Raw genomic sequence first — 25775 nt, 5'->3', positions numbered from 1 at the left:
ATTCGGATAAGGTCCCATATAAAAAGACATCGTTTCAGTTCGAAACGATGCCTCCTGTATGAAATGAGACTAGGCTTCCTTACGTAGCCCGCGGAATACGAGGCTCAGTAAGAAGACGAAGATGGCGGCCCCGATGATGGCTGGGAAAATAGCAAAGCCAGCGAGGCTCGGTCCCCAAGTGCCAAGGAGTCCGTGTCCAATCCAAGCGCCGATCAGCCCGGCAATCATAGAACCGAAAATTCCTCCCGGCATCCGGTTTCCTACGATGGCGCTTCCGATTAATCCGATTACGATAGCAACAACTAATGAAACCAAAAAGCTAATCATCATACTCACCTCTCATAAATAATTTATAAATCAATAACCGCTCATGCCAAACCCGAAACCCCGAAAAGCATATCGCTTTATGATCCTGCTTTCATTTTTCTCTGCACGCTGCCGTCGGCAAAGTGAACAATCACCTCAGTGCCTTTATGCGCTGCAATTTCCTTTGCACGTTCAATCGCATCCTTCTTTGTATCTTTGATCTCAGAGACACGTTTGGCACCCTCGGCTTTGACCGCCCAGCCGTTTTTATGCTTGATGACATGCTCTGCTCTATCCATGAGCTCAGGGCCGTTGCCGCTGCTTGAATCCTCATCGCGATCTGTCTCATCATCATGCTTGAGGAAATCATCAATTTCCTTTTTAGAGGCGTTTTCCGCCCATTCCTTTGCTTTGCTTGTCGCAATCGGAATCGCGCGTCCGTCCTCATAGCCCTCATCAATCATCGCATTCGCAATCTCAATTGCTTTTTTCTTCACCGGCTTCTCAAGATTTTTTAATGAAGCGGGATAATCCTTCATCGACCAAGGCATGTTCATCACTCCTTTTCCTTTTATAAAAAAGGTACCCGCAGGTGAAAAATAAAAACGTTTCCGTGAAAATGAAGGTATACTATATAGGAGAAAAAAACGGAAGGGAAGTGCGAGTTGGGTGACAGCAGGACGAAAAGAAGACTTACATCAGCAATTAAAAGAAATAGAGAAATGGGAAAAAGAACAGCAAAAAGTCTGGTTTTGGGAAAAGCTCAGCCGTCTCCCGTTTCAGCTGCTGGACAAGCTGACACCGGAATTCATTCAGAAAAAGATCGGCAAGCTTTTGGATGAGATCGGCAGCTTTGTTCAAACAGGAGGACAGTATCTGACATCGGAAAAACAGATTATTAAGATGTTTCAAAAGAAACTGCCGGAAGATACCTTCGAATCACTGGAAGACGTTCAAAAAGCGCCTCTGCCTGTCATGGATGAAATTGCGGAAGGAATGGGCAAAAACAGAATCAACACGGCAACCGTACAAGGCGCGACAACGGGTGTGGGCGGTGTGTTCACGCTGGCGGCTGACATTCCGGCTGTGCTTGGCCTGTCGTTAAAAACGTTACAGGATATCGCGGTTGCGTATGGCTATGATCCAAAGGAGAAAAAAGAGCGTGTCTTCATCGTAAAATGTTTGCAGCTGACATCGGCTGATGTTGTCGGCAAAAAAACGATTTTGCAAGAATTAAAAGACTATGATCAAGATCGTACATATAAGAATGTCGCTTCTCAAATCCAAGGCTGGCGTGAAGTCGTTTTAGGCTATCGCGACACGTTTGGCTGGAAAAAGCTTTTTCAACTGGTGCCGGTCGCGGGAATGGTCTTTGGCGCGGCAGCCAATCGCTCAACCATAAACGACATTACCGAAACGGGTATGATGCTGTATAAAAAGCGGCGCATTCTTGAGCGGCTGAAAGAAACAGAACAAGAGATGGAATAGAAGAAAGCAGACGGACACCGCGTTCCGCCTGCTTTTTTAGTGGAAACACACCCAATGTGTTTAGTTTGTTTAAAAGAATTGATAGCGGGAATACAACAACCAACACCAATTAAAGGAGGAATTCAAAATGGCAGACGATAACAAAATGAGCAGAGAAGAAGCAGGTAGAAAAGGCGGAGAAACAACAAGCAAAAACCATGATAAAGAATTCTATCAAGAGATTGGCAAAAAAGGTGGAGAAGCCACTAGCGAAAACCATGACAAAGAATTCTATCAAGAAATCGGTGAAAAAGGCGGAGAAGCCACTAGCCAAAATCATGACAAAGAGTTCTATCAAGAAATCGGCGAAAAAGGCGGAGAAGCCACTAGCGAAAATCATGACAAAGAATTCTATCAAGAAATCGGCCGTAAAGGCGGAGAGGCAACAAGCAAAAATCATGATAAAGAATTCTACCAGGAAATTGGCTCAAAAGGCGGAAATGCCCGCAACAACGACTAATCAAAAGCATAAAGGCAGACAACCTGTAGATAAAAAGCGATCCGGCACACCAGCTGGATCGCTTTTTATTTTGAAAATTTCTCAATCTACACTGGTATTGCGATACAATAAGTCAAAAAGGGGTTTTTGCTAATGTCCGAGATGCAAAATTTGCTCGCCATCGCCAATGCAGTCAAAGAAAAACACGCTAATTTTTCAATCTCAGAGGTCAACGACCACTGTGTGCGCCTCGCAGTGTTTACAGGAGAATATGACTGGCACCATCATCCTGACTCAGATGAATTGTTCATTGTTCTTGAAGGTGAGCTGCTGATCGATTTTAAGGACAAAGAAACCGCGGTACTCAAAGCAAATGACAGCCTGCTGATCCCCAAAGGAACGGTTCACCGCACACGCTCTTACGTCAGAACGGTGAACCTCTGTGTCGAGCATACACAAGCGAAAACAGTCATCATAGAGGAATTGCCATGCTGATCAAAAGGATTGTATGTGAAGTAGACGCTGCGAACGCTGAAGCATTTTCAAAAGCGCAGTCACAGTGGGGAGCACTATCACATGTAAATGGCTTCATCAAACAGGCCGGCGGCTGGCGGAAAACAGCAGATGGGCTGTTTTCCGCAGAAATCATCAGCGTTTGGGAGAACAGAGAAGTGTATGAGGCTTTTATGGAGAACGTACATGACAGCATATACGAAGAAAACGAACAGAAGGCTGTGCTTCTTTCGATAAAAGTGACGCTGTATGAAGAGGATGAATCGTTCAGTTACGATCTGTTACATAACTCTGATATCCGATGCGAACCAGACTGGACCGTTCTGAAGGCATAATTAAAGCCCAAAACATCATGTTTTGGGCTTGTGTCTTTACTCGCGTCCTGGAAGCGTATCATGAACAAAAGGCGGTGCTGGTTTTAACTCCGGTTTTTCTCCAAACGCTTTAGCTTCTTTCACATATTCAAAGGCCTCTCCATCCGGCGCTTTTTCGTTCAGCCAGGTTTGTTCGGCGCTTTCTTCGCCTTCAGAGAAATTGATCAGCTGATGCGAGAACTCTTGTTTTTCGAGTGCTTTTGGGAATGTCCCAGGCACAATCGGGCCTTCCTGTGCTTCTAATTCTTTAATGGCTGCGAGCCATTGATTTTGGTGCATCGTGTCACGCGCCAGCAGGAAGCTGAGCATGTCTTTAACGCCTTTGTCATCCGTCATTTCAAACAGGCGTGCAACCTGCAGACGGCCTTGTGATTCTGCATTCAGATTGGCGCGGAAGTCTGCCAGCAGGTTTCCGCTTGCTACGATATAACCGCCGCTCCAAGGTACGCCTGTACTGCTTTCCGGCATGGCGCCAAGTCCTGATACAATCGCATGGTGAGGGTTCATGCCGCCGAGGATGGAGCCGATGACCGGATCTTCAGCGGCTTTTTCCTGCTGATCAAGCGGGGCATCCTCAAGAAGTCTGGCGATCATTGTGGCGATCATTTCAACATGCCCGAGTTCCTCAGTAGCTGTATCCATCAGTAAATCCTTGTATTTTTCATTTCCTCTTGTATTCCAGCCTTGAAATAAGTATTGCATAGCAACAGAAATTTCTCCGAATTGCCCGCCTAAAATTTCTTGCAATTTTTTAGCGAATAATGGATCTGGACGATCTGGTTTAGCAGGATGCTGCAGCATTTTCGTGTGCTTAAACATGTTCCCATCTCCTTTTTTCGTTTATCTCTTTTTATATTTCCTCTCAATTGAAAGATAAACGAAAAGAAGCGTATCGAGATGGGGGATTACGAATCCTCCCGCAGCTCTAAAAGCTCCTGGATCAGCTTTCGGCCGAAGATGGGCTCGTACTGCTGATAAACAGGATCAAGGCGCTTCATCCATTCTTTTTTCTCTTTATCTGACAGCTCGTAAATTTTAATAGATGAATTTTTTTTGATTTCTTCCAGCTGCTCCTTGTTCATTTCTTCAGCATATGTTTCATTCCACTCCGTCGTTTCCTGCATCGCTTCAGTCAAAATGCGTCTTGTTTCCGGCGTTTGCGCGTTCCAGAAATGCTCATCAGTCATGACAGCATAGCCGAGATAACCGTGGCTGCTTATTGTCAAATAGTCCTGAACATTATAAAATTTTTTAGAATAGATGTTTGAGATTGTATTTTCTTCGCCATCGACTATATTGTTTTCTAACAGCTGAAAGGTAGAATTGAAGGATTCCTGGTGAGGTGTTGCGCCAAGCAGCTTGAACTGATCCTCTATCACATCGCTTTGCATAATGCGGAGATCTTGTCCTTTTAAATCATCCGGGCCTTTGACCGGTCCTTGATTTGTCGTGATTTGCTTAAAGCCGTTTGTCCAATAGGCAAGGCCTTTTAATTGATTTTTCTTTAGAGAATCAAACAGCTGTGTACCGATGCTGCCGTTCAGCCCTTTTTTGACGGCATCGTAATTTGTAAATGCATACGGCAGATCCAGCACGCCCCATACAGGCGAGAGCATGCCGAGCTTCGATGTGGAGGGGGCGATAAATTGAACATCGCCGTTTTGCAATGCTTCAATTTCTTCGATGTCCGAATACAGGCTTCCATTCGGGAACACTTCAATTTTCATTTTCCCGCCTGATTTTTCGTTCACCAGCTCGGCGAACTTATTGGCGGCCAGCCCTTTCGGCGTATTTTCCGCAACCACATGGCTGAATTTAAACACAATTTGATCCTGTAAGCCTTCCTGGTCGTCATCATAAACAATCTCTTCACTGCCGGCATGATCATGGAATCCGATAAATAAAGCGGTTGCAATTCCGGCGAACATCAGTGCGAGACATGCAAGCAAACTCTTCATGAAAAGCCCTCCCCTTAGTTAAGGATAATGGGGGCAATGCCATTCGTAAAGACCTGAAAGGAGAAGCTGATGACCAAAAAGAAGCTCTCAATCCGTTGGAAAATCACAATCCTATCCTATATACTCGTCATTTTCTCCTTTTTGATCGGCGGCATTGTGCTCATTGGCAATATCCAGCATACAGAGGAGCGGGAGCTGAAAAAACGTTTGATGAATACGGCCCGAACGGTGTCGGAGATGACAGAAGTGAAAGAGGCCTTGGCGCGAAAAAAACAAACAGAAGCTGTTCGCCATGCGGTTGAAGAGATCAGGATGATTAATGAAGCAGACTATATTGTCGTCATGGATATGAATCACATCCGCTACACACATCCTGTCAGCACAAGCATCGGCAAGAAATCTGAAGGTGCTGACGAAGAGGCAGCGTTTGCGGAGCACATTTATTTCTCGGAAGCAAAGGGCGAGATCGGCACGGCGGTCCGCGCTTTTTATCCGGTAAAGGATCATGATCTAAACCAGATCGGCGTAGTGCTAGTCGGGAAAACGCTGCCGGGAATCGCTGACATCCTGCTTCATTTAAAGCGTGATATCACATTTATCGTTGTGCTGACACTCAGTTTCGGCCTTGCAGGGTCCTTTCTGCTGGCCCGCCATATCAAAAAACAAATGTTTCAGCTTGAGCCTCATGAGATTGTCCGAATGTATGAAGAACGGACAGCGACGTTTCACTCAATGAATGAAGGCGTAATTGCCATCGACAATCGGCTTACCATTACAATTTTCAATGAAAAAGCGAAACAGATCTTTGAAGTGCAGGGGGATCTGGTCGGAAAGGTGATCTGGGAGGTTCTCAAGGATTCGCGGCTGCCCGAAATCGTGGAGCGGAACAAAGCGGTTTATAATGAAGAAATTCGCGTTAGCGGAAAAGTCATCATGAGCAGCAGAATTCCGATTGTCATGAAGAAAAAAGTCATCGGCGCCGTCGCGATTTTTCAGGACAGAACGGAAGCGGCTAAAATGGCGGAGGAATTGACGGGCGTCAAAAACTTTGTGGAGGCGCTCCGCGTCCAAAACCATGAGCATATGAATAAGCTGCATACAATCGCCGGACTCATCCAGCTGGGGAAATCTGAAAAGGCCTTGCAGCTTGCATTCGAGGCATCAACTGAGCAGGAAAATGTGACTGAATTTCTGCACCGTTCGATTCAAAATGACTCCGCGGCTGGCCTTCTATTAAGTAAAATCAGAAGAGGAAGAGAGCTCGGCATTGCTGTTCATATTGATGAAAACAGCAGTCTTCAGCAATTTCCCGAGCATGTTGATCAACATGATATCGTCGTGCTCCTCGGCAACCTGATTGAAAATGCCTTCGGTTCATTTGAAACGGTTCAATCTGATGATAAACGAATTGACATCAGCATCGAACAAACGGATGATATTCTTGCTATTTTAATAGAAGATAACGGCTGCGGGATTGAACCGGCACATATGCCGCACCTTTACGAGAAAGGATTTACGGTCAATAAAACGGGCGGCACAGGCTACGGCCTGTATTTAGTGAAACAAATCACAGACAAAGGATCGGGCACGATAGAAGTTGATTCACACGCGGGACAGGGAACATCTTTTTCTATCGTTTTTCCAATGAAGGAGGAGGAAGCACAGCATGGCTCGTAAGGAATGGAAGGTTCTGCTCATTGAAGACGATCCGATGGTTCAAGAGGTAAACAAGGATTTCATCACAACTGTCAAAGGCTTTACGGTCTGTGCAACAGCGGGAAACGGAGAAGAAGGCATCAAACTGATTAAAGAAAAACAGCCCGACCTCGTCATTCTCGATGTATACATGCCGAAAAAAGACGGAATCAAAACCTTGCAGGAGATCAGAAAGCAAAAGCTTGAAGTGGATGTCATCGTCGTTTCCGCTGCAAAAGACAAAGAAACGATCTCTCTTATGCTGCAAAATGGAGCGGCTGACTATATCTTAAAACCGTTTAAGCTTGAGCGAATGAGACAGGCACTTGAAAAGTACAAGCAATATAAACAAAAAATAGAGGCGAGCGATACACTGTCCCAGGAACAGCTCGATGCGATCCTGAATATTCCGCAGCAGGCCGTACAGAATCTGCCGAAAGGGCTGAATCATTTCACGATGAATGAAGTCACTGCTTTTTTGAAACAGCAAACCGCATCTCTTTCTGCAGAAGAGGTCGCCAAAGCGCTCGGCATCGCCAGAGTGACAGCCAGACGATATCTTGATTATCTAGAAAAAACCGGAACGATTAAGCTGGACGTTCAATACGGCGGAGTCGGCCGGCCCGTCAACCGCTACGTGTTCAAAGGATAAACCTGAGACCAAAAAGACCAAAATGTCCGTTATGATCATAAACTTCCCCAGACGATATGAAAACGCTATCATTCTAGTAAGAAAGACACAAAGGTGAATAGGACAGGGGGATGCAGGATATGAAACTGTTTAAAAATTTAACAGTTCAGGTCATAACTGCGGTCATCATCGGGGTCATTGTCGGACTGGTCTGGCCAGATGTCGGCAAAGAAATGAAACCGCTTGGCGATACATTTATCAATGCTGTTAAAATGGTGATCGCTCCAATCATTTTCTTCACAATCGTTCTCGGGATTGCAAAAATGGGCGATATGAAGAAGGTTGGAAAAGTAGGGGGAAAAGCGTTTATTTATTTTGAGGTTGTCACTACCCTCGCACTCATTATTGGTTTATTTGTCGTCAATATCATGAAGCCGGGCGCGGGTCTTGATTACAGCAAGCTTGAAAAGGGAGATGTATCACAATACACGCAAAATGGCGGTCAGGGAATCGACTGGATTGACTTTATCACACACATTGTTCCGTCCAACATGGTTGATGCCTTCGCAAAAGGGGACATTTTGCAGGTCTTATTCTTTTCTATTCTTTTCGGAGTCGGTCTTGCAGCATTAGGTGAAAAAGGCAAAAGTGTCATTGATTTCTTCGACAAGCTTTCTCACGTCTTTTTCAAAATCATCGGCTACATCATGCGTGCCGCGCCAATCGGGGCATTCGGGGCGATGGCGTATACGATCGGGCACTTCGGTCTCGATTCCATCAAGCCTCTGGCAAGCTTAATGATGTCTGTTTATATTACGATGTTCCTGTTCGTATTTGTTGCTTTAAATATCATCTGCAAGCTTTACGGATTCAGCCTGTTGAACTACCTGCGCTTCATTAAAGATGAGCTTCTGATCGTGCTTGGCACAAGCTCTTCAGAATCGGTGCTTCCGCGAATGATGGATAAAATGGAGCGTTACGGCTGTTCGAAATCCGTTGTCGGGCTTGTCATTCCGACGGGCTATTCGTTTAACCTTGACGGCACATCCATTTATTTATCAATGGCGACGGTTTTTCTGGCACAGGTGTTTGGAGTAGACCTCAGCATCGGCCAGCAAATTACAATTATCCTCGTTCTGATGCTGACATCGAAGGGAGCGGCCGGTGTGACGGGAAGCGGATTTATCGTCCTTGCCTCAACACTGTCAGCGCTTCAGGTCATTCCGCTGGAGGGCCTTGCACTCCTGCTTGGAGTCGACCGTTTCATGAGTGAAGGAAGAGCGATTGTGAACCTGATCGGAAACGGAATCGCCACGATCATTGTTGCAAAAAGCGAAAATGAATTCGATGAAGCAAAAAGCATAGAGGCTGTTGAAGGCATGAAAAAAATGAAAACAGCAGTCTGAAAAAAAGAACGGCCCATCCATGGGGCCGTTTTTTTAATTGTTTAAGAATAATTAAGGTGAGGACAGAGACCTCAGCATTTTTTTGTTATATAATTTACAAATGGATACTATATTGAATGAAGGACGTTTGTCCTAACAGGAGTGTATAAATGGCCGCTTTAGTTAAATTTTTTCAGCACCCGGGAGTAAGACGTTTTTCCATCTTTGTCGTGTTAACTGGTGTGTTATATCTATTTAAGAGCATGATCAACTTAATATTGCTGACCTTCATTTTCACATTTCTTATGGATCGTTTGGAGCTTGTCGTACGGCAGTTTTTAAGCCGGTTCTTCCGAGTGAGCCAGCGGGTTGTCATTACGTTTCTTTACATGTTGCTGGCTGTGCTGCTTACAGTCGGAGGTTTTGTGTTTTATCCGGTCGTCGCGGCGCAGATTCAGCAGCTGGTTAAGCAGATTAAACATATTGCGTATCACCCGGACACCATCCCTTTCTTTGATGAGATCACAAGTGTTTTCGGAGATATTAACATCAGTTCATATGTCAAAGAGGGCTTCAATGTGGTGTATACGTATCTGGCCGATATCAGCACATTCGGCTTGCAGATTGTAATGGCGCTCATTCTCAGCATGTTTTTCTTATTTGAGAAAAAGCGGCTTACTGAGTTCATGGCGAAATTTAAAACAAGCAAACTAAGGGTCTTTTATGAGGAAATTGCTTTTTTCGGAAGCAAATTTGCAAGAACGTTCGGCAAAGTTCTTGAGGCTCAATTTATCATTGCGCTCGTCAACTGTATTCTGACGTTTATCGCGCTTTGGATTATGCATTTCCCGCAGCTGTTTGGGCTTTCTATTATGGTGTTCTTCCTCGGATTGATCCCTGTAGCAGGCGTCGTCATTTCTCTGATCCCGCTCAGTATTATTGCCTACAGCACTGGCGGCGGAATGTATGTGCTCTACATTGTGCTTGTCATATTCGCCATACATGCGATCGAAACGTATTTCTTAAATCCGAAGCTAATGTCTGCGAAAACGGAGCTGCCGATCTTTTTCACCTTCACAGTACTCATTTTCTCTGAGCACTTTTTAGGCATTTGGGGTTTAATAATCGGGATTCCGATCTTTGTGTTTCTCCTTGATATTCTTGATGTCACCAACAAGGAAGAAGGACCCAAAAGATTCCAAGAGAAAAGTAACAAAAAATAGTTTACAAAATTGGATCTTTTCTGTATAAATAAACTAAATCATACAATAGTAAGCCACACGCTTAATCCTTTTAGAAGGAGTGGGGGACCCAATCTTTTGGGGTTAATTTTTCATCTGAAAAACGGACATCTCTTCGTCCGAACCCGTCAGCTAACCTCATCAGCGTGAAGAGAGAGTCCTGTGGTTTGAAGATACAGCCAAAGCCCACGGGAAGTCTCTCGCGGGCTTTTTTTCAAAAAAGGGAGGAATGCGGATGAAACTGGCTACAAAGATAATCATTGCATTGGTGCTAGGTGCGGTCACGGGGATTATTTTGAACGTAACATCACCTGAATTATTTGAAAATTTAAATAAGTTTGTATTTGGGCCGCTTGGCACAATCTTTTTAAACCTCATTAAAATGCTTGTCGTTCCGATTGTCTTTTTCTCACTGACACTGGGAGTAGCCGGGCTGGGCGATCCTAAGAAGCTTGGCAGAATCGGTGTAAAGGCGATTTCTTATTTTCTCGTCACGACAGCAGTGGCGATTACCATTGCCATCATTTTAGCTCTTGTCATCAAACCGGGAGAGTTCGGAACGTATGACACATCGTCTGCCGAATTCACTGCTGAAAAAGCGCCAAGTATTGCAGACACCCTGTTAAACATTATTCCGACCAACCCTGTTCAAGCGATGACGGAAGGGAATATGCTGCAAATTATCGCTTTTGCCATTTTTGTCGGGCTTGGGATTACAATGCTCGGAAAAAAAGCGGATATGCTGCTCAAGGTTGTTGAACAAGGAAATGAATTGATGATGTACCTAGTGAATCTTGTAATGAAGTTCGCTCCGTATGGTACATTTGGTCTGATTGCGACAGCTATTGGAAGCCAAGGCTTCAGTGCAATGAAAGCAATGGGCTTGTACATGATTGTGGTTACCATGGCATTACTCATACATGCAGTCGTTACCTACGGATCTACGGTTGCGCTTATAGCCAGAAGAAATCCGATTACGTTCTTTAAAAATTTCTCAGAAGTTATGGTCGTCGCATTCAGTACTTCCAGCAGCAATGCAACTTTGCCGGTTTCAATGGATGTGGCCCAGAAAAAATTAAAAGTGCCTGAGCCGATCAGCAGCTTCGTCCAGCCACTCGGCGCTACAATTAATATGGACGGAACAGCCATCATGCAAGGGGTAGCCACCGTCTTCATTGCGCAGGTATTTGGGCACGATTTAACATTCACTCAGCTGCTGATGGTGATACTGACGGCAGTGTTAGCAAGTGTCGGAACTGCAGGTGTTCCGGGAGTCGGTTTGATTATGCTCGCCATGGTCCTTCAATCTGTCGGCCTGCCTGTCGAGGGAATCGGATTAATTCTCGGAATTGACCGCCTGCTTGATATGCTCCGTACAGTGGTGAATACAACAGGAGACGCGGCTTGCGCCGTCATTATTACAGAAACAGAAAAGAATAAACAGCCTGAGCAAGCGCCGACTCTATCGGTTTAACCAAACATTTGGAAGCAACAAATGCTATAATACAAACAGTGCCTAATTTTTGGGCACTGTTTATTTTTTGTCGAAAAAGGAGGAAGGCTTTATGGCTGAGCCGATTTTACATATTGAAGGCCTCGATAAAAAGATTGGGTCTAAACAAATTTTAAAACAGATCAGCATGGACGTCATGGAGGGCGAAATCATCGGGCTGCTCGGTCCGAATGGTTCCGGAAAAACAACACTCATCCGTATCATCGTCGGGCTGTTAAAACAAAACAGCGGAAGTGTGACAATCAGCGGATTTCAGCATGATACAGAGTTTGAAAAAGCGATGGAAGCGGTTGGAGCGATCGTCGAAAATCCGGAGTTCTATCCGTACCTGACAGGCTGGGAAAACCTCAAGCACTTTGCGAATATGCACAAAAAAATAGCGGATGAACGGCTTGATGAAGTAGTGGAACGTGTCGGGCTGACATCAGCGATTCATGATAAGGTGAAAACCTATTCCCTTGGCATGCGCCAGCGTCTTGGCATTGCACAAGCAATTCTTCACCGCCCGAAGCTTCTCATTTTAGATGAACCGACAAACGGTCTCGATCCTGCGGGGATGAAGGATTTTCGCGATCATATTAAGGAGCTCGCAGAAAAGGAAGGAACAGCAGTCCTGTTCGCTACTCATTTATTGCGTGAGGTAGAGGATCTGTGCGACCGTGTCATCATCATTCAAAAAGGCGAGATCCAAGCGGAAGTCAGCTTACATGGGACAGATCAAAAAACAGAAAAAGCGATCATTGAAGTGCAGCCGGAAGAAAAAGCGCTCAATTGGCTGGCAGGCAATCAATATCAAGCAGAACGGCAAGACGGGGCGATTGTTGTTGAGGTAGCGAAAGAAAACATTCCGGAGCTGAACCGTTCACTTGTCGGACAAGACCTGAATGTCTTTTCCATTACGCCTTATACGCAATCACTTGAAGATGAATTCATAAAAGCGACAACTGCTCATCAAGAGGAGGGAGAAGAGCTTGTCTAAATTAATTTGGAATGAACATATGAAACTTTTTAACCGGAAGGTCACATTGGTGTCTCTTATCCTGATGGCGGTCTTTCAATTTTTCATGGCTTTAATCATTAAACGGATTGTCATCAGTGCCGGAACAGATGAAAACTTCATCGGCTATTTATCGTATACACCGAGCCTGAACATCCTGCTGCAGGCTTTAACGATCGTGATTGCAGCGACAATTGTTTCAATGGAATTTGATAAAAAGACAATCAAATTTCTGCTCATTCGTCCGGTTAAACGCCAAAAGGTCTTTTGGTCAAAATTAATCACAGTCGTGATGGTCAGCTTTTATTTGTATCTGGCATACTACATTTTGGCATTATTATTTGGTCTCGTCTTTTTTGGCACATCGGTGACCGCGGAATCAAAGACATTGCTGGTTAACACTATGGCGCTGATCGGGTCAAACTGGCTTGAAGCCGTAATGATGGGATTATTCGGGCTGCTTTGTTCTTCGCTGTTCCGTAACAGCGCAGTAGCAGTTGTCGTTTCTTTTGTCGTTTTATACGGAGCGAGTACACTTGTCCAGCTCATGAAGCTCTTTGAAAACAAATGGGGCAGCTTTTTGCTTTTTGCCAATACTGACTTTACGCAATACAGAAGCGGAGGGACAGCGTTGTTTTCCGGGATGACGCCATTGTTTTCAGCGGGGATTATCATCATCCATGCCATATTCTTCATAGCCGTTGGCTGGTGGTGCTTCTGTAAACGGGATGTCCGTGTGTAAAGGCAAGGAATGACATTTTTGTGAAAAAGCTCACGTAAATCAATATCATTTGATATTTTGGTTTATACTAAAGGTACTGACGGAGGTGTCTCGATTGAGGAACTTTATTACCGCTTTACCGATTGTATTACTGCTTGGATTCTCATTTGTGTCATTCATGTTTCAGTTTGAACATCTTGTTTATTTCAGACTCGCGCTTGGGTTGTTCTCTCTCGCGGGGCTGTACATGATATATAAAATGAAAACGGGCATCCGTTATTTTATCATCTATCTCTATGCAAGCTGGATTGTGCTTGCGGCAGTGACTGCTTTTGAAGAGCCGATTTTCTCGAGCTTTTTCTTTGGCGGCCTGGTGATGACAATGGGTTACCTGACATATATGCTGATTTATCTCGGCATGAAACAAGACCGGGATGCAAATCCTGTGTAATGACGCTGTTCCCTTGAGGGAACGGCGTGTTTTTTTATACTTGGCAAAAAGGTTAACAGTTGCGGAATAATGGCAGGAAATCTATAATACATATTAAATTTATCGGAATTAAAACCTTGGGGGGCTGCCGGATGTCATTATTTATAAAAAACGATCAACAGCGGCAATGGATGGAGAAAATCGGACGGATTGCGGATGAATTTCAGCAAACTGCAGCTGAAGATGACGAACAGGGACGTTTTCCTGTAGAAAAAATACAAAAACTGCGTGATGCTGGGTATACGGCATTAACATTGCCGGCATCTCATGGAGGAGGGGGCATTTCTGTTTACGATATGCTCCTGTTTCAAGAACGGCTTGCACGGGGAGATGCTCCAGCAGCGCTGAGCATTGGCTGGCATTTGAGCGTAATCGGAGAGCTAGGAGAAGGAAACAGCTGGAATAAAGACGTGTTTGCGTTTATTGCTAAGGAAGTCCAAAACGGAGCCATTATCAACAGGGCGGCGACAGAAGCGAAAACCGGAAGCCCGACAAGAGGAGGGCGCCCCGGTACAAACGCCGTCAAAACGAATGGCAAATGGTCAGTGAACGGAAGAAAAACCTTTACGACGATGTCACAAGCACTGGATTATTTTTTAGTGACGGCATGGATTGAAGAAAAACAAACAACAGGCGTGTTTCTCATTCATAAAGATGATCCCGGTTTGTCGATCGAAGAAACGTGGGATATGATGGCGATGCGGGCTACTGGAAGCCATGACCTTGTACTGAATGGGGTAACGCTTGATGAGGATAAACTGGTGGAATTTCTTCAAGGGCCTCGGGGAGCAAAGCCGAATGGCTGGTTGCTTCACATCCCGGCGATTTATCTTGGCATTGCTCAAGCAGCGCGAGACTATGCGGTGCAATTTGCGTCTGAGTATTCTCCAAACAGTTTGAAGGGACCGATCAAGAATGTTCCAGCCGTACAGCAAAGAACAGGCGAAATGGAGCTTGAACTGCTCAACGCCAGACATTTTCTTTTCCATATCGCTCAGTTGTATGATGATCCGGAGCGCCGCCCTCACTTGAGAAGCGAGCTCGGTGCGGCGAAACATATCGTCACAAATGCTTCGCTGTCTGTTGTCGATAAAGCGATGAGAATTGTCGGAGCTAAAAGCCTTGAACGAACCAACCCGCTTCAGCGCTATTACCGTGATGTGCGTGCCGGCCTTCATAACCCGCCTATGGATGACGCGGTGATTCAAAAGCTGGCCGGAGAAGCGTTTGAATCATAAAAAAAGAGCCTTCCCGGCTCTTTTTATGTATTGTTTTGCTCTTGCAGATTTTTTTGATGCTTGCGGTCGATCCTGTCATAAATGACGTTCATCAGCTTTGGATTGCCCATTATCGCCTCTTTGTTTTCCTGGATCAGCTGTTGGTAAGTTTTGACTTTACGCTTCGGCATGCTCTGGCGCCCTCCTGACATGTTTGTACTCACTTTCTAACTCTGTCAGCGACAATTCATACAAATGACGCTTTGACTTTTTGTATATACCATTCTGTATTAACAGATGAATGAGCTGTTTTTTTCTGATTTCTGCAGACTGAGGTGTCATTGAGTCACCAACCTCCAATCAAACGATATTGATAATCATTATCAATTAACTTCAGTATACAATGTCCACAATTGCCTGTAAAGGTGAAAACAGTCCTATTCTTTCGCATATTTGCAAACATTCAACAAATCGACAAAAAGTTTCCCGGGCAATAATTTGCTGTCGAAATGTCCCTTCTCGGAATGTTGCCGCTCTATTTTTCATGATTTGAACCATACTATGTAATAGAATGGAGGCTGGTATTCAATGGAGCGGACAGAAAATCTGAAAAAAGGAGAAAAAGGGGCGCTCCTCAATATTTTGGCATATGTCATCCTTGCTGTTGTGAAGCTTGTAATCGGGATTCTATATCATTCCGAAGCGCTGAGAGCAGACGGATTAAATAATGGAACAGATATTGTTGCGTCAGTAGCGGTGCTGATTGGATTGCGTATTTCCCAAAGGCCGGCTGACAGCGATCATCCATATGGCCATTATCGGGCTGAAACGATTTCGTCTCTTGTTGCGTCTTTTATTATGATGGTTGTCGGCATTGAAGTGTTAATTGGCGGAGTAAGAGCGATAGCGGGCGGAACAACGGAAACGCCAAGTCTTATCGCCGCATGGACGGCGTTAGGCAGTGCCGTGTTTATGTATGGCATCTATTTATATAACAAAAGGCTGGCAGCATCCATTAAAAGCTCTGCTCTAATGGCAGCGGCAAAGGACAGCAGGTCAGACGCTTTTGTAAGTGCCGGAGCATTTATCGGTGTGATGTCATCCCAGCTGCAGCTGCCGTGGATCGATCCGGTAACGGCTTTTATCATCGGCATCATCATCTGCAAGACGGCGTGGGATATCTTTAAAGATGCTTCACATTCTTTAACAGACGGATTTCATTTAAAAGATCTAGAGCCTTACAAACAGACTGTCGGCAGGATCGAGAATGTACATCGTCTAAAAGATGTGAAAGCGAGATATCTAGGAAGCACAGTTCATATCGAGATGGTCATTACGGTTGATCCGAAGCTTACAGTAGAAGAAGGCCATGGCGTGGCAGATGAAGTAGAAGACAAAATAAAACATGAACACGATGTCACTCATGTTCATGTTCATGTAGAGCCTGACGACATAAAATAAGGCTGTTTAACGAATTAGCTTATATGTTCAGATAAAAATTCAGTCACTTCTTCAGGCGTTTTGGCATTGGCGCTGTGAAGGTGAGCTGTTTTTTCACCGTTTTTGAAGATAAGCAAGCTAGGAATACCCATTACTTGGTATTTTTCAGCCAATTCAGGAAGCTCGTCCTTATTCAGCTCATACCAGTCGTTTTGGTTGTACTCTTCCAAAATATCGCCGATGAACATATTCATGCGTGTGCAGTCTGGGCACCAATCAGCATAAAACTTTACGATGATTTCTTTATCAGATTGAATCAGTTCATTAAATTGTTCGTTTGTTGTGATTTTTTTCATATGTCACATCTCCTTTTCAATGCCATTTTAATATAAAATAAAAAGGAATTACATACAAATGCATTCAGCATCAGCATGCCCAAAAATAATTAGATCATTTTCTTGTGAAAGTGATAAGATAGTAAAGATGAATTGTAGTGGGGGGAGTATCCATTGAAAACAAGTCTAGGATTAGTGTACGGAGGAAAGTCGGCAGAACATAATGTTTCCCTGCAGACAGCTCTGGCTGTAATCAAAGCGCTAAATACTGAGAAGTTTGATATACATCCGATTTATATAACAGAAAAAGGCGAATGGGTAAGAGGCGCCCGTTTAACTGAGCCTGTTTCAAATGTGAAAATGCTTCAATTTGAGCAAGGAGGCAGTGCTTTTTCTCCAGCTGCCCTAAACCAGGAGATGTTTCCACAGGAAACGTCACAGCAAAATGAAGCCATCGACGTCGTATTCCCGCTCCTCCACGGACCGAACGGAGAAGACGGTACGATCCAAGGAATGCTCGAGCTGTTGAATATTCCTTATGTCGGTAACGGTGTGCTTGCTTCCTCAGCTGGCATGGATAAAGTTGTCATGAAACATTTATTCGCACAGGCCGGTCTTGCTCAGGCTAAATACGCAGCTTTCCTTAAGAAAGACTGGACTCGTTCTCCGGAAGAAAGCTGTGAGCAGGTCGAACAGGAATTAGGCTATCCTTGCTTCGTAAAACCGGCAAACCTTGGCTCAAGTGTCGGAATCAGCAAATGCCGAAACCGTGAAGAACTGCAAAAAGCATTTGAGCTTGCATTCCAATATGACCGCAAAGTCGTCGTTGAAGAAGGAATTAACGGCCGCGAGATCGAAATCGGCGTTCTTGGAAATGACGATCCTAAATGCTCTGTTGTGGGAGAAATCGCACCGAAGACAGATTTCTACGATTACAAAGCGAAATATGAGGATGGAGATACTGATCTGATGATTCCGGCAATTGTGACCGATGAGGAATACGCAACAATCAGTGATATGGCGATCAAGGCGTTTAAAGCGATCGATGGGTCAGGACTCGTCAGAGCGGACTTTTTCCTGACAGCTGACGGCGAAGTTCTGATCAATGAAGTCAACACAATGCCTGGCTTTACACCTTTCAGCATGTTCCCGCTGCTCTGGAAAGAAGCCGGAGTGGAATACGCTGACCTGATTGAACAGCTTGTGGAGCTCGCAAAAGAACGCCACGCTGAAAAACAATTGATTAAGCATACATTCTAATAATGAAAATGGACACTGCCGTAAGAGGGCAGTGTCTTTTCCCGTATATACAAAAGAAAGAGAGGGACCTCACTTGATTAAGCGAACAGTAAAGAACATTGCCGAGATGGTCAAAGGCACACTGACAAATCCGCAATATGAACAAACAGTCATTCATGGAGTGGCAACTGATACAAGAAAACTGGAACAACATCAGCTTTTCATCCCGCTGAAAGGGGAACACTTTAACGGCCACACTTTTGTGCCACAGGCTTTTGAAGCTGGTGTAGCGGCCGTCCTTTGGGATCGGTCAGAACCAAATCCGCCCGAGAATCAAGCCGTCATCTTAGTGGACGACACCCTTTCCGCTCTTCAGCAACTAGCAAAAGCCTATTTGCAGGAGCTTGGCACCCGTGTCATCGGGGTAACCGGAAGCAATGGCAAAACGACAACGAAAGATATGATTCACGCCGTCCTGGGAACCCGGTACCGTGTCCACAAAACAGGAGGAAACTTCAATAATCACATCGGTCTGCCGCTGACGGTTTTAGCTATGCCTGAAGATACGGAGATCGCTGTATTGGAGATGGGAATGAGCGCCAAAGGAGAAATTGATCTCCTGTCCCGCCTGGCAAACCCGGATGCGGCAGTGATTACGAATATCGGCGAATCCCACATGCAAGACCTTGGCTCAAGAGAAGGCATCGCGGAGGCGAAGCTTGAAATCATTAATGGGCTTAAAGAAGATGGAGTGCTGATTTATATCGGCGACGAACCGCTCCTTCAAAAAGCATACAGCTGCCCAACGAAAACATACGGAACGGGAGCGCAAAATGATTATCAGCTTCAGGATGTCAGCCAGAGTGAGGAAGGAACTCATTTTACAATCAAGGGAATGGAAAAAACGTTTTTTATGCCGATCCTCGGCAAGCACAATGTCATGAACGCCATGGCTGCGATTGCTGCGGGGGTGTATTTCGGCATCACGCCTGAGGATGCAGCAAAAGGACTGAGCGGACTAAAGGTAACAGGCATGAGACTTGAACTCACCAAAACAGACAGCGGCATTTCAATTATCAATGACGCTTATAATGCGAGTCCGACATCCATGAAGGCTGCCATTCAATTGACAGAAAGCCTTGAAGGCTACGGGAAAAAAATGCTCGTGCTCGGCGATATGCTTGAACTTGGCGATCTTGAAGAAACGTTCCATAAAGAGTGCGGCGCTGTGATCAGTCCTGAAAAAATCGACCGCGTCTTTACGTACGGTAAATTGGGAGCATTTATTGCGGAAGGCGCACTGAAACACTTTGAGAAAGACCGCGTCAGCCATTTTACTGAGAAAAAAGATCTCCTCCAAGCTGTGAAGGAAAACGCATCAAAAGGCGATTTGATTTTATTCAAAGCGTCCAGAGGTATGAAGCTTGAAGAAATCGTTAAAGATTTAATAGAGAGCCCGCTTTCATAAGAAAAAATCTTTCAGAAAAAACGCATATTGCATCATAAAATAACATAATGTGCAAACACTAATGTATGCCGGCCAGAAATTATGTATATCTGGCCGGCTGAGGCTATGATACAATAAATACAGGTTATTTCGTGATACGGAAAATATTTGTCCGGACGTTCCTCCGCTGGCCCACGTTCTCCCGCCGGACATATGGGAGCGGATGGAACAGCATCCGGCACATTGAGAAGTCGATCTGCTTCTCATCTTATTGAAAAACAAATAGTGTAATGGTAAGATAAAACTTAGAAGTAATTCGGGCTTTGTATACGTATGGACCTGTCCTTTTTGTGTAAGGGGCAGTTTTTAGTGGTAAATCACGACATTACTGAAACAGCAATTAGAAGGAGTTTGAATAATTTGACTATAACGTTTCAAGATTTTAATTTAAGTTCTGATCTCATGAAAGCTATAAATCGCTTGGGATTTGAAGAAGCAACGCCTATTCAGGCACAAACGATTCCGCTCGGACTTTCAAATAAAGATGTCATTGGACAAGCGCAAACAGGTACAGGTAAAACAGCTGCGTTTGGTATACCCCTTGTTGAGAAAATCAACCCCGAGTCTCCTAATATTCAAGCAATCGTAATCGCGCCAACCCGTGAATTAGCCATTCAAGTATCTGAAGAATTGTATAAAATCGGACAGGATAAGCGTGCTAAGGTTCTTCCTATTTACGGCGGACAGGATATTGGACGGCAAATTCGGGCGTTAAAGAAAAATCCGCATATCATTGTGGGAACACCTGGACGTCTGCTTGATCATATCAATCGTCGTACTCTTCGTTTAAACACTGTTAACACTGTTGTAATGGATGAAGCCGATGAAATGCTGAATATGGGATTCATTGACGACATTGAATCTATTCTATCAAACGTGCCGAGTGAGCATCAGACACTTCTGTTCTCTGCTACAATGCCAGCGCCGATCAAACGCATTGCAGAGCGCTTCATGACTGAGCCTGAGCACGTAAAAGTAAAAGCAAAAGAAATGACGGTTTCTAACATTCAGCAGTTCTATTTAGAAGTGCAAGAGCGCAAAAAATTCGATACACTGACTCGTCTTCTTGACATTCAGTCTCCTGAGCTTGCGATCGTATTCGGACGCACAAAGCGCCGTGTCGATGAGCTGGCTGAAGCCCTGAACCTTCGCGGATATGCGGCTGAAGGAATTCATGGTGACTTAACGCAGGCGAAACGTATGGTTGCGCTTCGCAAATTTAAAGAAGGCGCAATCGAAGTGCTTGTCGCAACTGATGTTGCCGCTCGCGGACTTGATATCTCAGGCGTAACACACGTGTACAACTTCGACGTGCCTCAAGATCCTGAAAGCTATGTTCACCGTATCGGAAGAACAGGCCGTGCAGGAAAAACAGGTATGGCGATGACGTTTATTACACCGCGTGAGAAAAGTATGCTTCGCGCAATTGAACAAACGACAAAACGCAAAATGGACCGCATGAAGGAGCCTACACTTGATGAAGCGTTAGAAGGCCAGCAGCAGGTTACTGTTGAACGTCTTCGCACGGCAATCAGTGAAAACAACCTGAACTTCTACATGACAGCAGCAGCTGAGCTGCTTGAAGATCATGATGCAGTAACAGTGGTTGCGGCGGCTATCAAAATGTCTACAAAAGAGCCGGACAACACACCGGTTCGCTTAACAGACGAAGCACCGATGGTCAGCAAACGCTACAAGAACCAACGCTCTTCTAAACGCAGAGACGGACAAGGCGGCGGCTACCGCGGCGGAAAAGGGAAAAGCAACAACCGTTCTTCCTATGACAAAAAGCGTTCAAACGATCGCCGTTCTTCAGGTGACAGACGCCAGAAAAAATCTTACTAATTCTATCGATTAAAAGCCCAAAACATGACGTTTTGGGCTTTTTTTGTTCACAAATGGATATTCAGCAAACTTTCAGCTGACGGATGCGGCTTTTCTCTGTATGCTTAAGAATGAAACCTTTCTGTCTAAGAGACGTATAAGTAATGACGAAAAAACGGGAGGTAGGTATTTTGAGAGACCAGCCAAAAAACCAAATCAGTCCAGATGGATTAAAGGTTTGGCGACTTCAAGAAATCATCATATCCGCTGTCTGCTTGCTTATCGTCATAGCAGTTGCAGTGTTAAGCTATTATTTTCATTGGCCGTACTGGATCAGCGGCGGGCTCGGCGCGGCTTGGCTGCTGGGTTCGGTGGTGACGGTCTTTATCATTCCAAAGATCCGTCATAAAGTGTGGCGCTATGAAGTTCATGAACATGAAATAGATATTCAGTCAGGTATTTTTGTGGTGACGCGTGTGATTGTCCCGATGGTCAGAGTTCAGCACGTCGATACGTCACAAGGGCCGTTACTGAAAAAGTACAACCTGGCAACCGTAAAAATTTCCACGGCCGCGACCGTTCACTCGATCCCCGCTTTGGCGATGGAGGAAGCGGATCGGCTGAGAGACTCCATATCCCGTCTGGCAAGGGTGACTGACGATGATGTCTGAACCGAAACGCCTGCACCCGGCGGCAGTCATTTTGAATTTATGCCATACCATTATTCAAACGATAAAAAATATCATTCTGCCATTCTTTTTTGTGTATATCGTCAATTCGAACAATACTGTCCGCTTTTACGGAGCCATTGCGCTCGGTGTGCTGTTCATCTGGCTTATAGCCGCAAGCATCATCAAATGGAGAAAGTTTACCTATCGAATTGAAGATGATGAATTTAGAATCGAAGAAGGATTGTTTGTCACGAAAAAGCGATACATATCGATCGATCGGATTCAAACGATGAATACGAGCGCGGGCGTGGTCCAGCAAATTTTTAAGCTTGTGAAGCTGCAAATTGAAACGGCAGGCGGAGGCAAGGAGGCGGAAGCTGTTCTTTCTGCTATTTCTGTTGAAGAAGCCGAACGCATCAAGGAAGCCGTCTTTAAGAAAAAAGCGCAAAGGCGCGAAAGCGAACAAGATGAAGATTGGCTTGAAGCTGAGCAGGAGTACACTCCGGCCGTCGAACCGCAGGAGCACTATCGGATGAACGTGAAAGAATTGCTTATGGCCGCTTCTACCTCCGGCGGAATCGGAGTGATTATCTCGGCTGTATTTGCACTTTTTACCCAGCTTGACGAAGTGCTGCCGATGGATTGGTTTTTCGATAAATTTTCCTTCCTTCAGCACGCAAGCATCGGCATTTACGCGGTACTCATTTTTATTGGTTTATTTATCGCTTGGGTGTTCAGCATCGCCGGTATGATGTTTAAATACGCGAACTTTCAAATCATAAAAAAAGAGCAGGAATTGGTGATTTCAAGGGGAATTATTGAAAAACACCAAGTCACGATTCCGCTTCGGAAAATACAAGCCATTAAAATAAAAGAAAACATCATCCGCCAGCTTTTCGGCTTTGTGACGGTGTCCATCGTCAGCGCGGGCGGTGGCGACAGGGAAAAAGAAGAGGGCGCTTTGACCATTCTTTTTCCAATGATTCATAAAAAAAAGCTTCCGCACATGCTCCGGACATTTACACCGGAATATATGCTGGAAGAAAACGTCCGCCGTCTGCCGCGGCGTGCGTTGAAACGATATCTGTTCCGTTCCGTCATTTTTTCACTCTTTTTAATCATCCCATTATGTATCTACTTTCAGCCATGGGGGTATCTGTCGATCATCCTGCTGCCGATTGAATTGATCTTCGGCTATCTTGCATATAAGGATGCAGCATGGACGATCAACGGGGACCGTCTTCAGCTGACATCAAGATTTATCAGCAGAACAACCGCGATTGTGTTGAAAAGACGAATGCAGGTTTGCAAGTTCAGCCAATCCTATTTTCAAAAGAAAGGCCGCCTGTATACGATTTCTACCTCGGTAAAATCATCGAGTCATATGGAAGAGTTAACGGTGAGGGATGTAGGGGAAGAGGATGCAGACTTCATTTTAAATTGGTACTCATATGAAAAAGCGGACGGTTAATACCGCCGCTCTTTTTTTTGCACACATAAAAACGAGAGAAGAAACCCGCCGCAAAGTCCAAACAGATGGGCCATCATGTTAATATTGGAGTTGATAAACGACATGAGAACGGCAAATGCGAGCAGTGTGAGAATCATTTTGGAATGCTCATGCCCGATCAGCTCTTTGCGAAAAAGAACCATAAACAGATACACACCGAACAGCCCGAAAATCGCGCCCGAAGCCCCGACATGCACGTAATCAAGCGGCTCTGTAACATATGTGCCGATATTGCCGATGATGCCGGAGCCAGCATATACAAGAAGGAAACGCGCTTTTCCCAGCATGCGCTCCAAAGCTGGGGCAAATAAAAAGATGGACATGGAATTAAACAGCAGATGGGTAAAACCGGCGTGCAGCAAAACGGGTGTGATCAGCCGCCACCATTCACCGTTAGCGACGCCTAAATTATAGCCTGTGACCGCATCTCTCCATAACACGACTGAATGGACAGGGAGTGAAAAAAACAGCCAGAGAAGAGCTTGCAAGGCCAATATAAAGGTGACAACGGGATAAAGCCTGATAAACGTTTGAAAATTTTCGGTCCGTATAAACATTCCGAGCCCCTTTTCTTCATTTTGGTATTTCTATAGTAACACGTTTATGAGACAAACCTTTCAAATAGTACGTATGCAAAGGAGGTTATCACACATGATTTACGGCATTGGACTAGACATCACCGAGCTTAAACGGATCGCTTCGATGGCCGGCCGCCAGAAAAGATTTGCTGAGCGGATTTTGACACAAAGCGAGCTTGACCAATATCAAGAGCTTTCAGAGAAAAGAAAAATCGAATTTCTCGCGGGCAGATTTGCGGCAAAAGAGGCATTCTCGAAAGCATATGGCACTGGTATAGGGAAGCAGCTCAGCTTTCAGGACATTGAAATTAAGAAAGACCAAAATGGCAAGCCTTATATCATTTGCGCGAAGCTGAGCCAGGCCGCCGTTCACGTATCAATCACTCATACAAAGGAATACGCGGCCGCGCAAGTTGTGATTGAAAGGTTGTCAAGCTAGTCTGCATATTAGGGAAACCCCACTCATATATTTGATAGTGCATTAAGGGAGACAAGTTGTTTGAGGCTTTTATGGTACGCATCCGTTCTGTCTAACGTGTACCGAGCGTACCGTTAAAGTCAAACAAGCGATTTCTTCCTTTTACATCAATTGAGAAAAAGGGGTTGAAAAAGGTGAGAAAAAGCTTTGTTTTGCTTTTAACGGGACTGCTTGCTGTCCTTATTCTTTCTGCCTGCGGGCAAAAAACGCAGCAAGATATTGTGACCGGTTTAGATGAAAAGGCGAAAGAATACACCTCGTACAAAGCAAAAGCAAAAATGACCATCGAGACAGGGAGTGAGCCTCAAGTATACAATGTGGAAATCTGGCACAAAAAGCCGTCTCTGTACAGGGTTTATTTAGAAAATCCGAAAAAGGACCAAAATCAAGTCATTTTACGAAACGAAAACGGAGTATTTGTTCTCACGCCGTCTTTAAATAAGAGCTTCAGGTTTCAAAGCGACTGGCCGAACAACAGCAGCCAAGTCTACCTGTTTGAATCGCTCGTAAAGGATGTTCAAAACGATTCGGATGCAGTTTTCACTGCGAAAGAAAAGAAATATGTATTTGAAACAAAAACGAACTATCAGCATAACAAAATGCTGCCAACGCAAGAAATTACGTTTAACAAAAAAGATATGAGCCCGTTATCTGTGAAAGTGATGGATACAGACCGGAAAGTCATGGTGAAAGTAGAATTCAGCAGCTTTGAATTTAATAAACAATTCGACAAAGAATCATTTGACGAAAAGAAAAATATGACTCTTTCTCAAATGGATGTCGCCACAAGCGCGAAGCCATCCGATACGTTCGCGGTCAAAACACCGCTTGAACTGCCGCTGGGCGTAAAGCTGCTTGAAGAAAAAGATATCTCTACTGAAGACGGGAAGCGGATCATCATGACCTACGGAGGAGAAAAATCATTTACTTTAATCCAGGAAAAAGCCCAGATTGCCAAAGCCTCTTCCTCAGTTAAGATGAATGGCGAACCGGTAAATCTCGGCTACACTATCGGCGCCTTGTCGGATGCATCATTATCATGGACATATGACGGCGTAGACTACCTTCTCTCCTCTAAAGATCTTTCAAAAGAGGAAATGGTGACAGTCGCGAAAAGCATGCAGGGACAATCATCTAAATAACCGCCAAAGGCCAAACATGATTTGGCCTTTTTTTCGTCGGACAT

At 44.8% G+C, this 25775-nt stretch carries 29 protein-coding genes and 1 riboswitch; of the genes, 21 read left to right on the top strand and 8 right to left on the bottom strand.

Going from position 1 to position 25775, the window contains the following annotated elements; all coding sequences use genetic code 11:
• Positions 1-69: 69 nt before the first annotated feature.
• Together AC4CV5_RS17955 and AC4CV5_RS17950 are read right to left on the bottom strand one after the other, a co-directional pair.
• Entirely contained in the window at positions 70-327 is a 258-nt protein-coding gene (locus AC4CV5_RS17955) for a GlsB/YeaQ/YmgE family stress response membrane protein (RefSeq protein ID WP_003225121.1), read from the bottom strand.
• A 77-nt stretch (positions 328-404) separates the two neighbouring features.
• Complete coding sequence (locus AC4CV5_RS17950) at positions 405-857, bottom strand: DUF2188 domain-containing protein (protein ID WP_490923489.1); 453 nt, start codon at positions 855-857, stop codon at positions 405-407.
• 118 nt (positions 858-975) lie between these two features.
• Between AC4CV5_RS17950 and AC4CV5_RS17945 the strand changes: the two genes are divergently transcribed.
• From AC4CV5_RS17945 to AC4CV5_RS17930, 4 genes are all read left to right on the top strand, one after another.
• Complete coding sequence (locus tag AC4CV5_RS17945) at positions 976-1794, top strand: EcsC family protein (RefSeq protein ID WP_326222615.1); 819 nt, start codon at positions 976-978, stop codon at positions 1792-1794.
• Between the two features lie 127 nt (positions 1795-1921).
• The gene (gene gsiB, locus AC4CV5_RS17940; RefSeq protein ID WP_014112711.1) at positions 1922-2293 is read left to right on the top strand and encodes a glucose starvation-inducible protein GsiB; all 372 of its coding nucleotides are present in this window, start codon (positions 1922-1924) and stop codon (positions 2291-2293) included.
• A 132-nt stretch (positions 2294-2425) separates the two neighbouring features.
• Positions 2426-2767: a cupin domain-containing protein gene (locus tag AC4CV5_RS17935; protein WP_166854246.1), complete on the top strand. Its 342-nt coding sequence runs from the start codon at positions 2426-2428 to the stop codon at positions 2765-2767.
• Positions 2761-3120, top strand: a complete 360-nt coding sequence (locus tag AC4CV5_RS17930; protein WP_373924158.1) for a YdbC family protein — start codon at positions 2761-2763, stop codon at positions 3118-3120. The genes AC4CV5_RS17935 and AC4CV5_RS17930 overlap by 7 nt, the downstream gene beginning before the upstream one ends.
• 36 nt (positions 3121-3156) lie before the next feature.
• Here the strand turns inward: AC4CV5_RS17930 and AC4CV5_RS17925 are convergent, their stop codons facing one another.
• Together AC4CV5_RS17925 and AC4CV5_RS17920 are read right to left on the bottom strand one after the other, a co-directional pair.
• Positions 3157-3978 carry a manganese catalase gene (locus tag AC4CV5_RS17925; protein WP_490923487.1) on the bottom strand — a complete coding sequence of 274 codons (822 nt, stop codon included), beginning with the start codon at positions 3976-3978 and terminating at the stop codon, positions 3157-3159.
• 86 nt (positions 3979-4064) lie between these two features.
• Positions 4065-5117, bottom strand: a complete 1053-nt coding sequence (locus AC4CV5_RS17920; RefSeq protein WP_490923485.1) for a TRAP transporter substrate-binding protein — start codon at positions 5115-5117, stop codon at positions 4065-4067.
• 69 nt (positions 5118-5186) lie between these two features.
• Here AC4CV5_RS17920 and dctS point away from each other — a divergent pair, with 69 nt between their 5' ends.
• The 9 genes from dctS (at position 5187) to AC4CV5_RS17875 (ending at position 15028) form a co-directional block, all read left to right on the top strand.
• A complete protein-coding gene (dctS, locus tag AC4CV5_RS17915) occupies positions 5187-6794 on the top strand; it encodes a two-component system sensor histidine kinase DctS (protein ID WP_490923484.1) in 1608 nt (535 codons plus the stop codon).
• Complete coding sequence (dctR, locus tag AC4CV5_RS17910; protein ID WP_166854241.1) at positions 6784-7464, top strand: two-component system response regulator DctR; 681 nt, start codon at positions 6784-6786, stop codon at positions 7462-7464. Before dctS ends, dctR begins: the two co-directional genes overlap by 11 nt.
• A gap of 119 nt (positions 7465-7583) precedes the next feature.
• The gene (dctP, locus tag AC4CV5_RS17905; protein WP_222143576.1) at positions 7584-8849 is read left to right on the top strand and encodes a C4-dicarboxylate transporter DctP; all 1266 of its coding nucleotides are present in this window, start codon (positions 7584-7586) and stop codon (positions 8847-8849) included.
• Positions 8850-8998: 149 nt separating this feature from the next.
• On the top strand, positions 8999-10051 hold the full coding sequence (locus tag AC4CV5_RS17900; RefSeq protein ID WP_166854239.1) for an AI-2E family transporter: 1053 nt from the start codon (positions 8999-9001) through the stop codon (positions 10049-10051).
• 48 nt (positions 10052-10099) lie between these two features.
• Positions 10100-10230, top strand: a riboswitch (cyclic di-AMP (ydaO/yuaA leader).
• Positions 10231-10304: 74 nt separating this feature from the next.
• Positions 10305-11543, top strand: coding sequence for a dicarboxylate/amino acid:cation symporter (locus AC4CV5_RS17895; RefSeq protein WP_166854238.1), 1239 nt, complete (start codon positions 10305-10307; stop codon positions 11541-11543).
• A 91-nt stretch (positions 11544-11634) separates the two neighbouring features.
• The gene (locus tag AC4CV5_RS17890) at positions 11635-12561 is read left to right on the top strand and encodes an ABC transporter ATP-binding protein (protein ID WP_490923481.1); all 927 of its coding nucleotides are present in this window, start codon (positions 11635-11637) and stop codon (positions 12559-12561) included.
• Positions 12554-13321, top strand: a complete 768-nt coding sequence (locus tag AC4CV5_RS17885; RefSeq protein ID WP_490923479.1) for a DUF2705 family protein — start codon at positions 12554-12556, stop codon at positions 13319-13321. The genes AC4CV5_RS17890 and AC4CV5_RS17885 overlap by 8 nt, the downstream gene beginning before the upstream one ends.
• Before the next feature lie 94 nt (positions 13322-13415).
• The gene (locus AC4CV5_RS17880; RefSeq protein WP_019257527.1) at positions 13416-13751 is read left to right on the top strand and encodes a hypothetical protein; all 336 of its coding nucleotides are present in this window, start codon (positions 13416-13418) and stop codon (positions 13749-13751) included.
• A 131-nt stretch (positions 13752-13882) separates the two neighbouring features.
• Positions 13883-15028: an acyl-CoA dehydrogenase family protein gene (locus AC4CV5_RS17875; protein ID WP_490923478.1), complete on the top strand. Its 1146-nt coding sequence runs from the start codon at positions 13883-13885 to the stop codon at positions 15026-15028.
• A 23-nt stretch (positions 15029-15051) separates the two neighbouring features.
• On the opposite strand, the gene fbpB is transcribed toward AC4CV5_RS17875, so the two are convergent.
• Together fbpB and AC4CV5_RS17865 are read right to left on the bottom strand one after the other, a co-directional pair.
• Complete coding sequence (gene fbpB / locus AC4CV5_RS17870; RefSeq protein WP_166854234.1) at positions 15052-15231, bottom strand: Fur-regulated basic protein FbpB; 180 nt, start codon at positions 15229-15231, stop codon at positions 15052-15054.
• A complete protein-coding gene (locus AC4CV5_RS17865; protein WP_003225157.1) occupies positions 15185-15349 on the bottom strand; it encodes a Fur-regulated basic protein FbpA in 165 nt (54 codons plus the stop codon). Before AC4CV5_RS17865 ends, fbpB begins: the two co-directional genes overlap by 47 nt.
• Before the next feature lie 246 nt (positions 15350-15595).
• Between AC4CV5_RS17865 and AC4CV5_RS17860 the strand changes: the two genes are divergently transcribed.
• A complete protein-coding gene (locus AC4CV5_RS17860) occupies positions 15596-16468 on the top strand; it encodes a cation diffusion facilitator family transporter (RefSeq protein WP_166854233.1) in 873 nt (290 codons plus the stop codon).
• 14 nt (positions 16469-16482) lie between these two features.
• Here AC4CV5_RS17860 and AC4CV5_RS17855 read toward each other — a convergent pair whose 3' ends face one another.
• A complete protein-coding gene (locus tag AC4CV5_RS17855) occupies positions 16483-16803 on the bottom strand; it encodes a thioredoxin family protein (protein ID WP_003225161.1) in 321 nt (106 codons plus the stop codon).
• Between the two features lie 153 nt (positions 16804-16956).
• Here AC4CV5_RS17855 and AC4CV5_RS17850 point away from each other — a divergent pair, with 153 nt between their 5' ends.
• From AC4CV5_RS17850 to AC4CV5_RS17830, 5 genes are all read left to right on the top strand, one after another.
• Entirely contained in the window at positions 16957-18042 is a 1086-nt protein-coding gene (locus AC4CV5_RS17850; protein WP_326222612.1) for a D-alanine--D-alanine ligase, read from the top strand.
• A 73-nt stretch (positions 18043-18115) separates the two neighbouring features.
• Positions 18116-19489 (top strand): UDP-N-acetylmuramoyl-tripeptide--D-alanyl-D-alanine ligase, encoded by a 1374-nt coding sequence (locus AC4CV5_RS17845; RefSeq protein ID WP_490923477.1) that lies wholly within the window; start codon positions 18116-18118, stop codon positions 19487-19489.
• A 399-nt stretch (positions 19490-19888) separates the two neighbouring features.
• Complete coding sequence (gene cshA, locus AC4CV5_RS17840) at positions 19889-21373, top strand: degradosome RNA helicase CshA (protein WP_166854230.1); 1485 nt, start codon at positions 19889-19891, stop codon at positions 21371-21373.
• A 170-nt stretch (positions 21374-21543) separates the two neighbouring features.
• Complete coding sequence (locus AC4CV5_RS17835; RefSeq protein WP_014112728.1) at positions 21544-22023, top strand: PH domain-containing protein; 480 nt, start codon at positions 21544-21546, stop codon at positions 22021-22023.
• Entirely contained in the window at positions 22013-23494 is a 1482-nt protein-coding gene (locus AC4CV5_RS17830) for a PH domain-containing protein (protein ID WP_166854228.1), read from the top strand. Before AC4CV5_RS17835 ends, AC4CV5_RS17830 begins: the two co-directional genes overlap by 11 nt.
• Here the strand turns inward: AC4CV5_RS17830 and AC4CV5_RS17825 are convergent.
• On the bottom strand, positions 23491-24090 hold the full coding sequence (locus AC4CV5_RS17825; protein ID WP_166854227.1) for a rhomboid family intramembrane serine protease: 600 nt from the start codon (positions 24088-24090) through the stop codon (positions 23491-23493). The two genes, AC4CV5_RS17830 and AC4CV5_RS17825, sit on opposite strands and share 4 nt — an antisense overlap.
• Positions 24091-24184: 94 nt before the next feature.
• Here AC4CV5_RS17825 and acpS point away from each other — a divergent pair, with 94 nt between their 5' ends.
• Both acpS and AC4CV5_RS17815 read left to right on the top strand, forming a co-directional pair.
• Entirely contained in the window at positions 24185-24550 is a 366-nt protein-coding gene (acpS, locus tag AC4CV5_RS17820; RefSeq protein ID WP_490923476.1) for a holo-ACP synthase, read from the top strand.
• Positions 24551-24714: 164 nt separating this feature from the next.
• Positions 24715-25731 carry a LolA family protein gene (locus AC4CV5_RS17815; protein ID WP_166854225.1) on the top strand — a complete coding sequence of 339 codons (1017 nt, stop codon included), beginning with the start codon at positions 24715-24717 and terminating at the stop codon, positions 25729-25731.
• The last annotated feature ends 44 nt before the right edge of the window (positions 25732-25775 follow it).

It is taken from the genome of Bacillus sp. NS1 (assembly GCF_058248265.1).
This window is presented reverse-complemented; position numbering and strand designations above follow the sequence as displayed.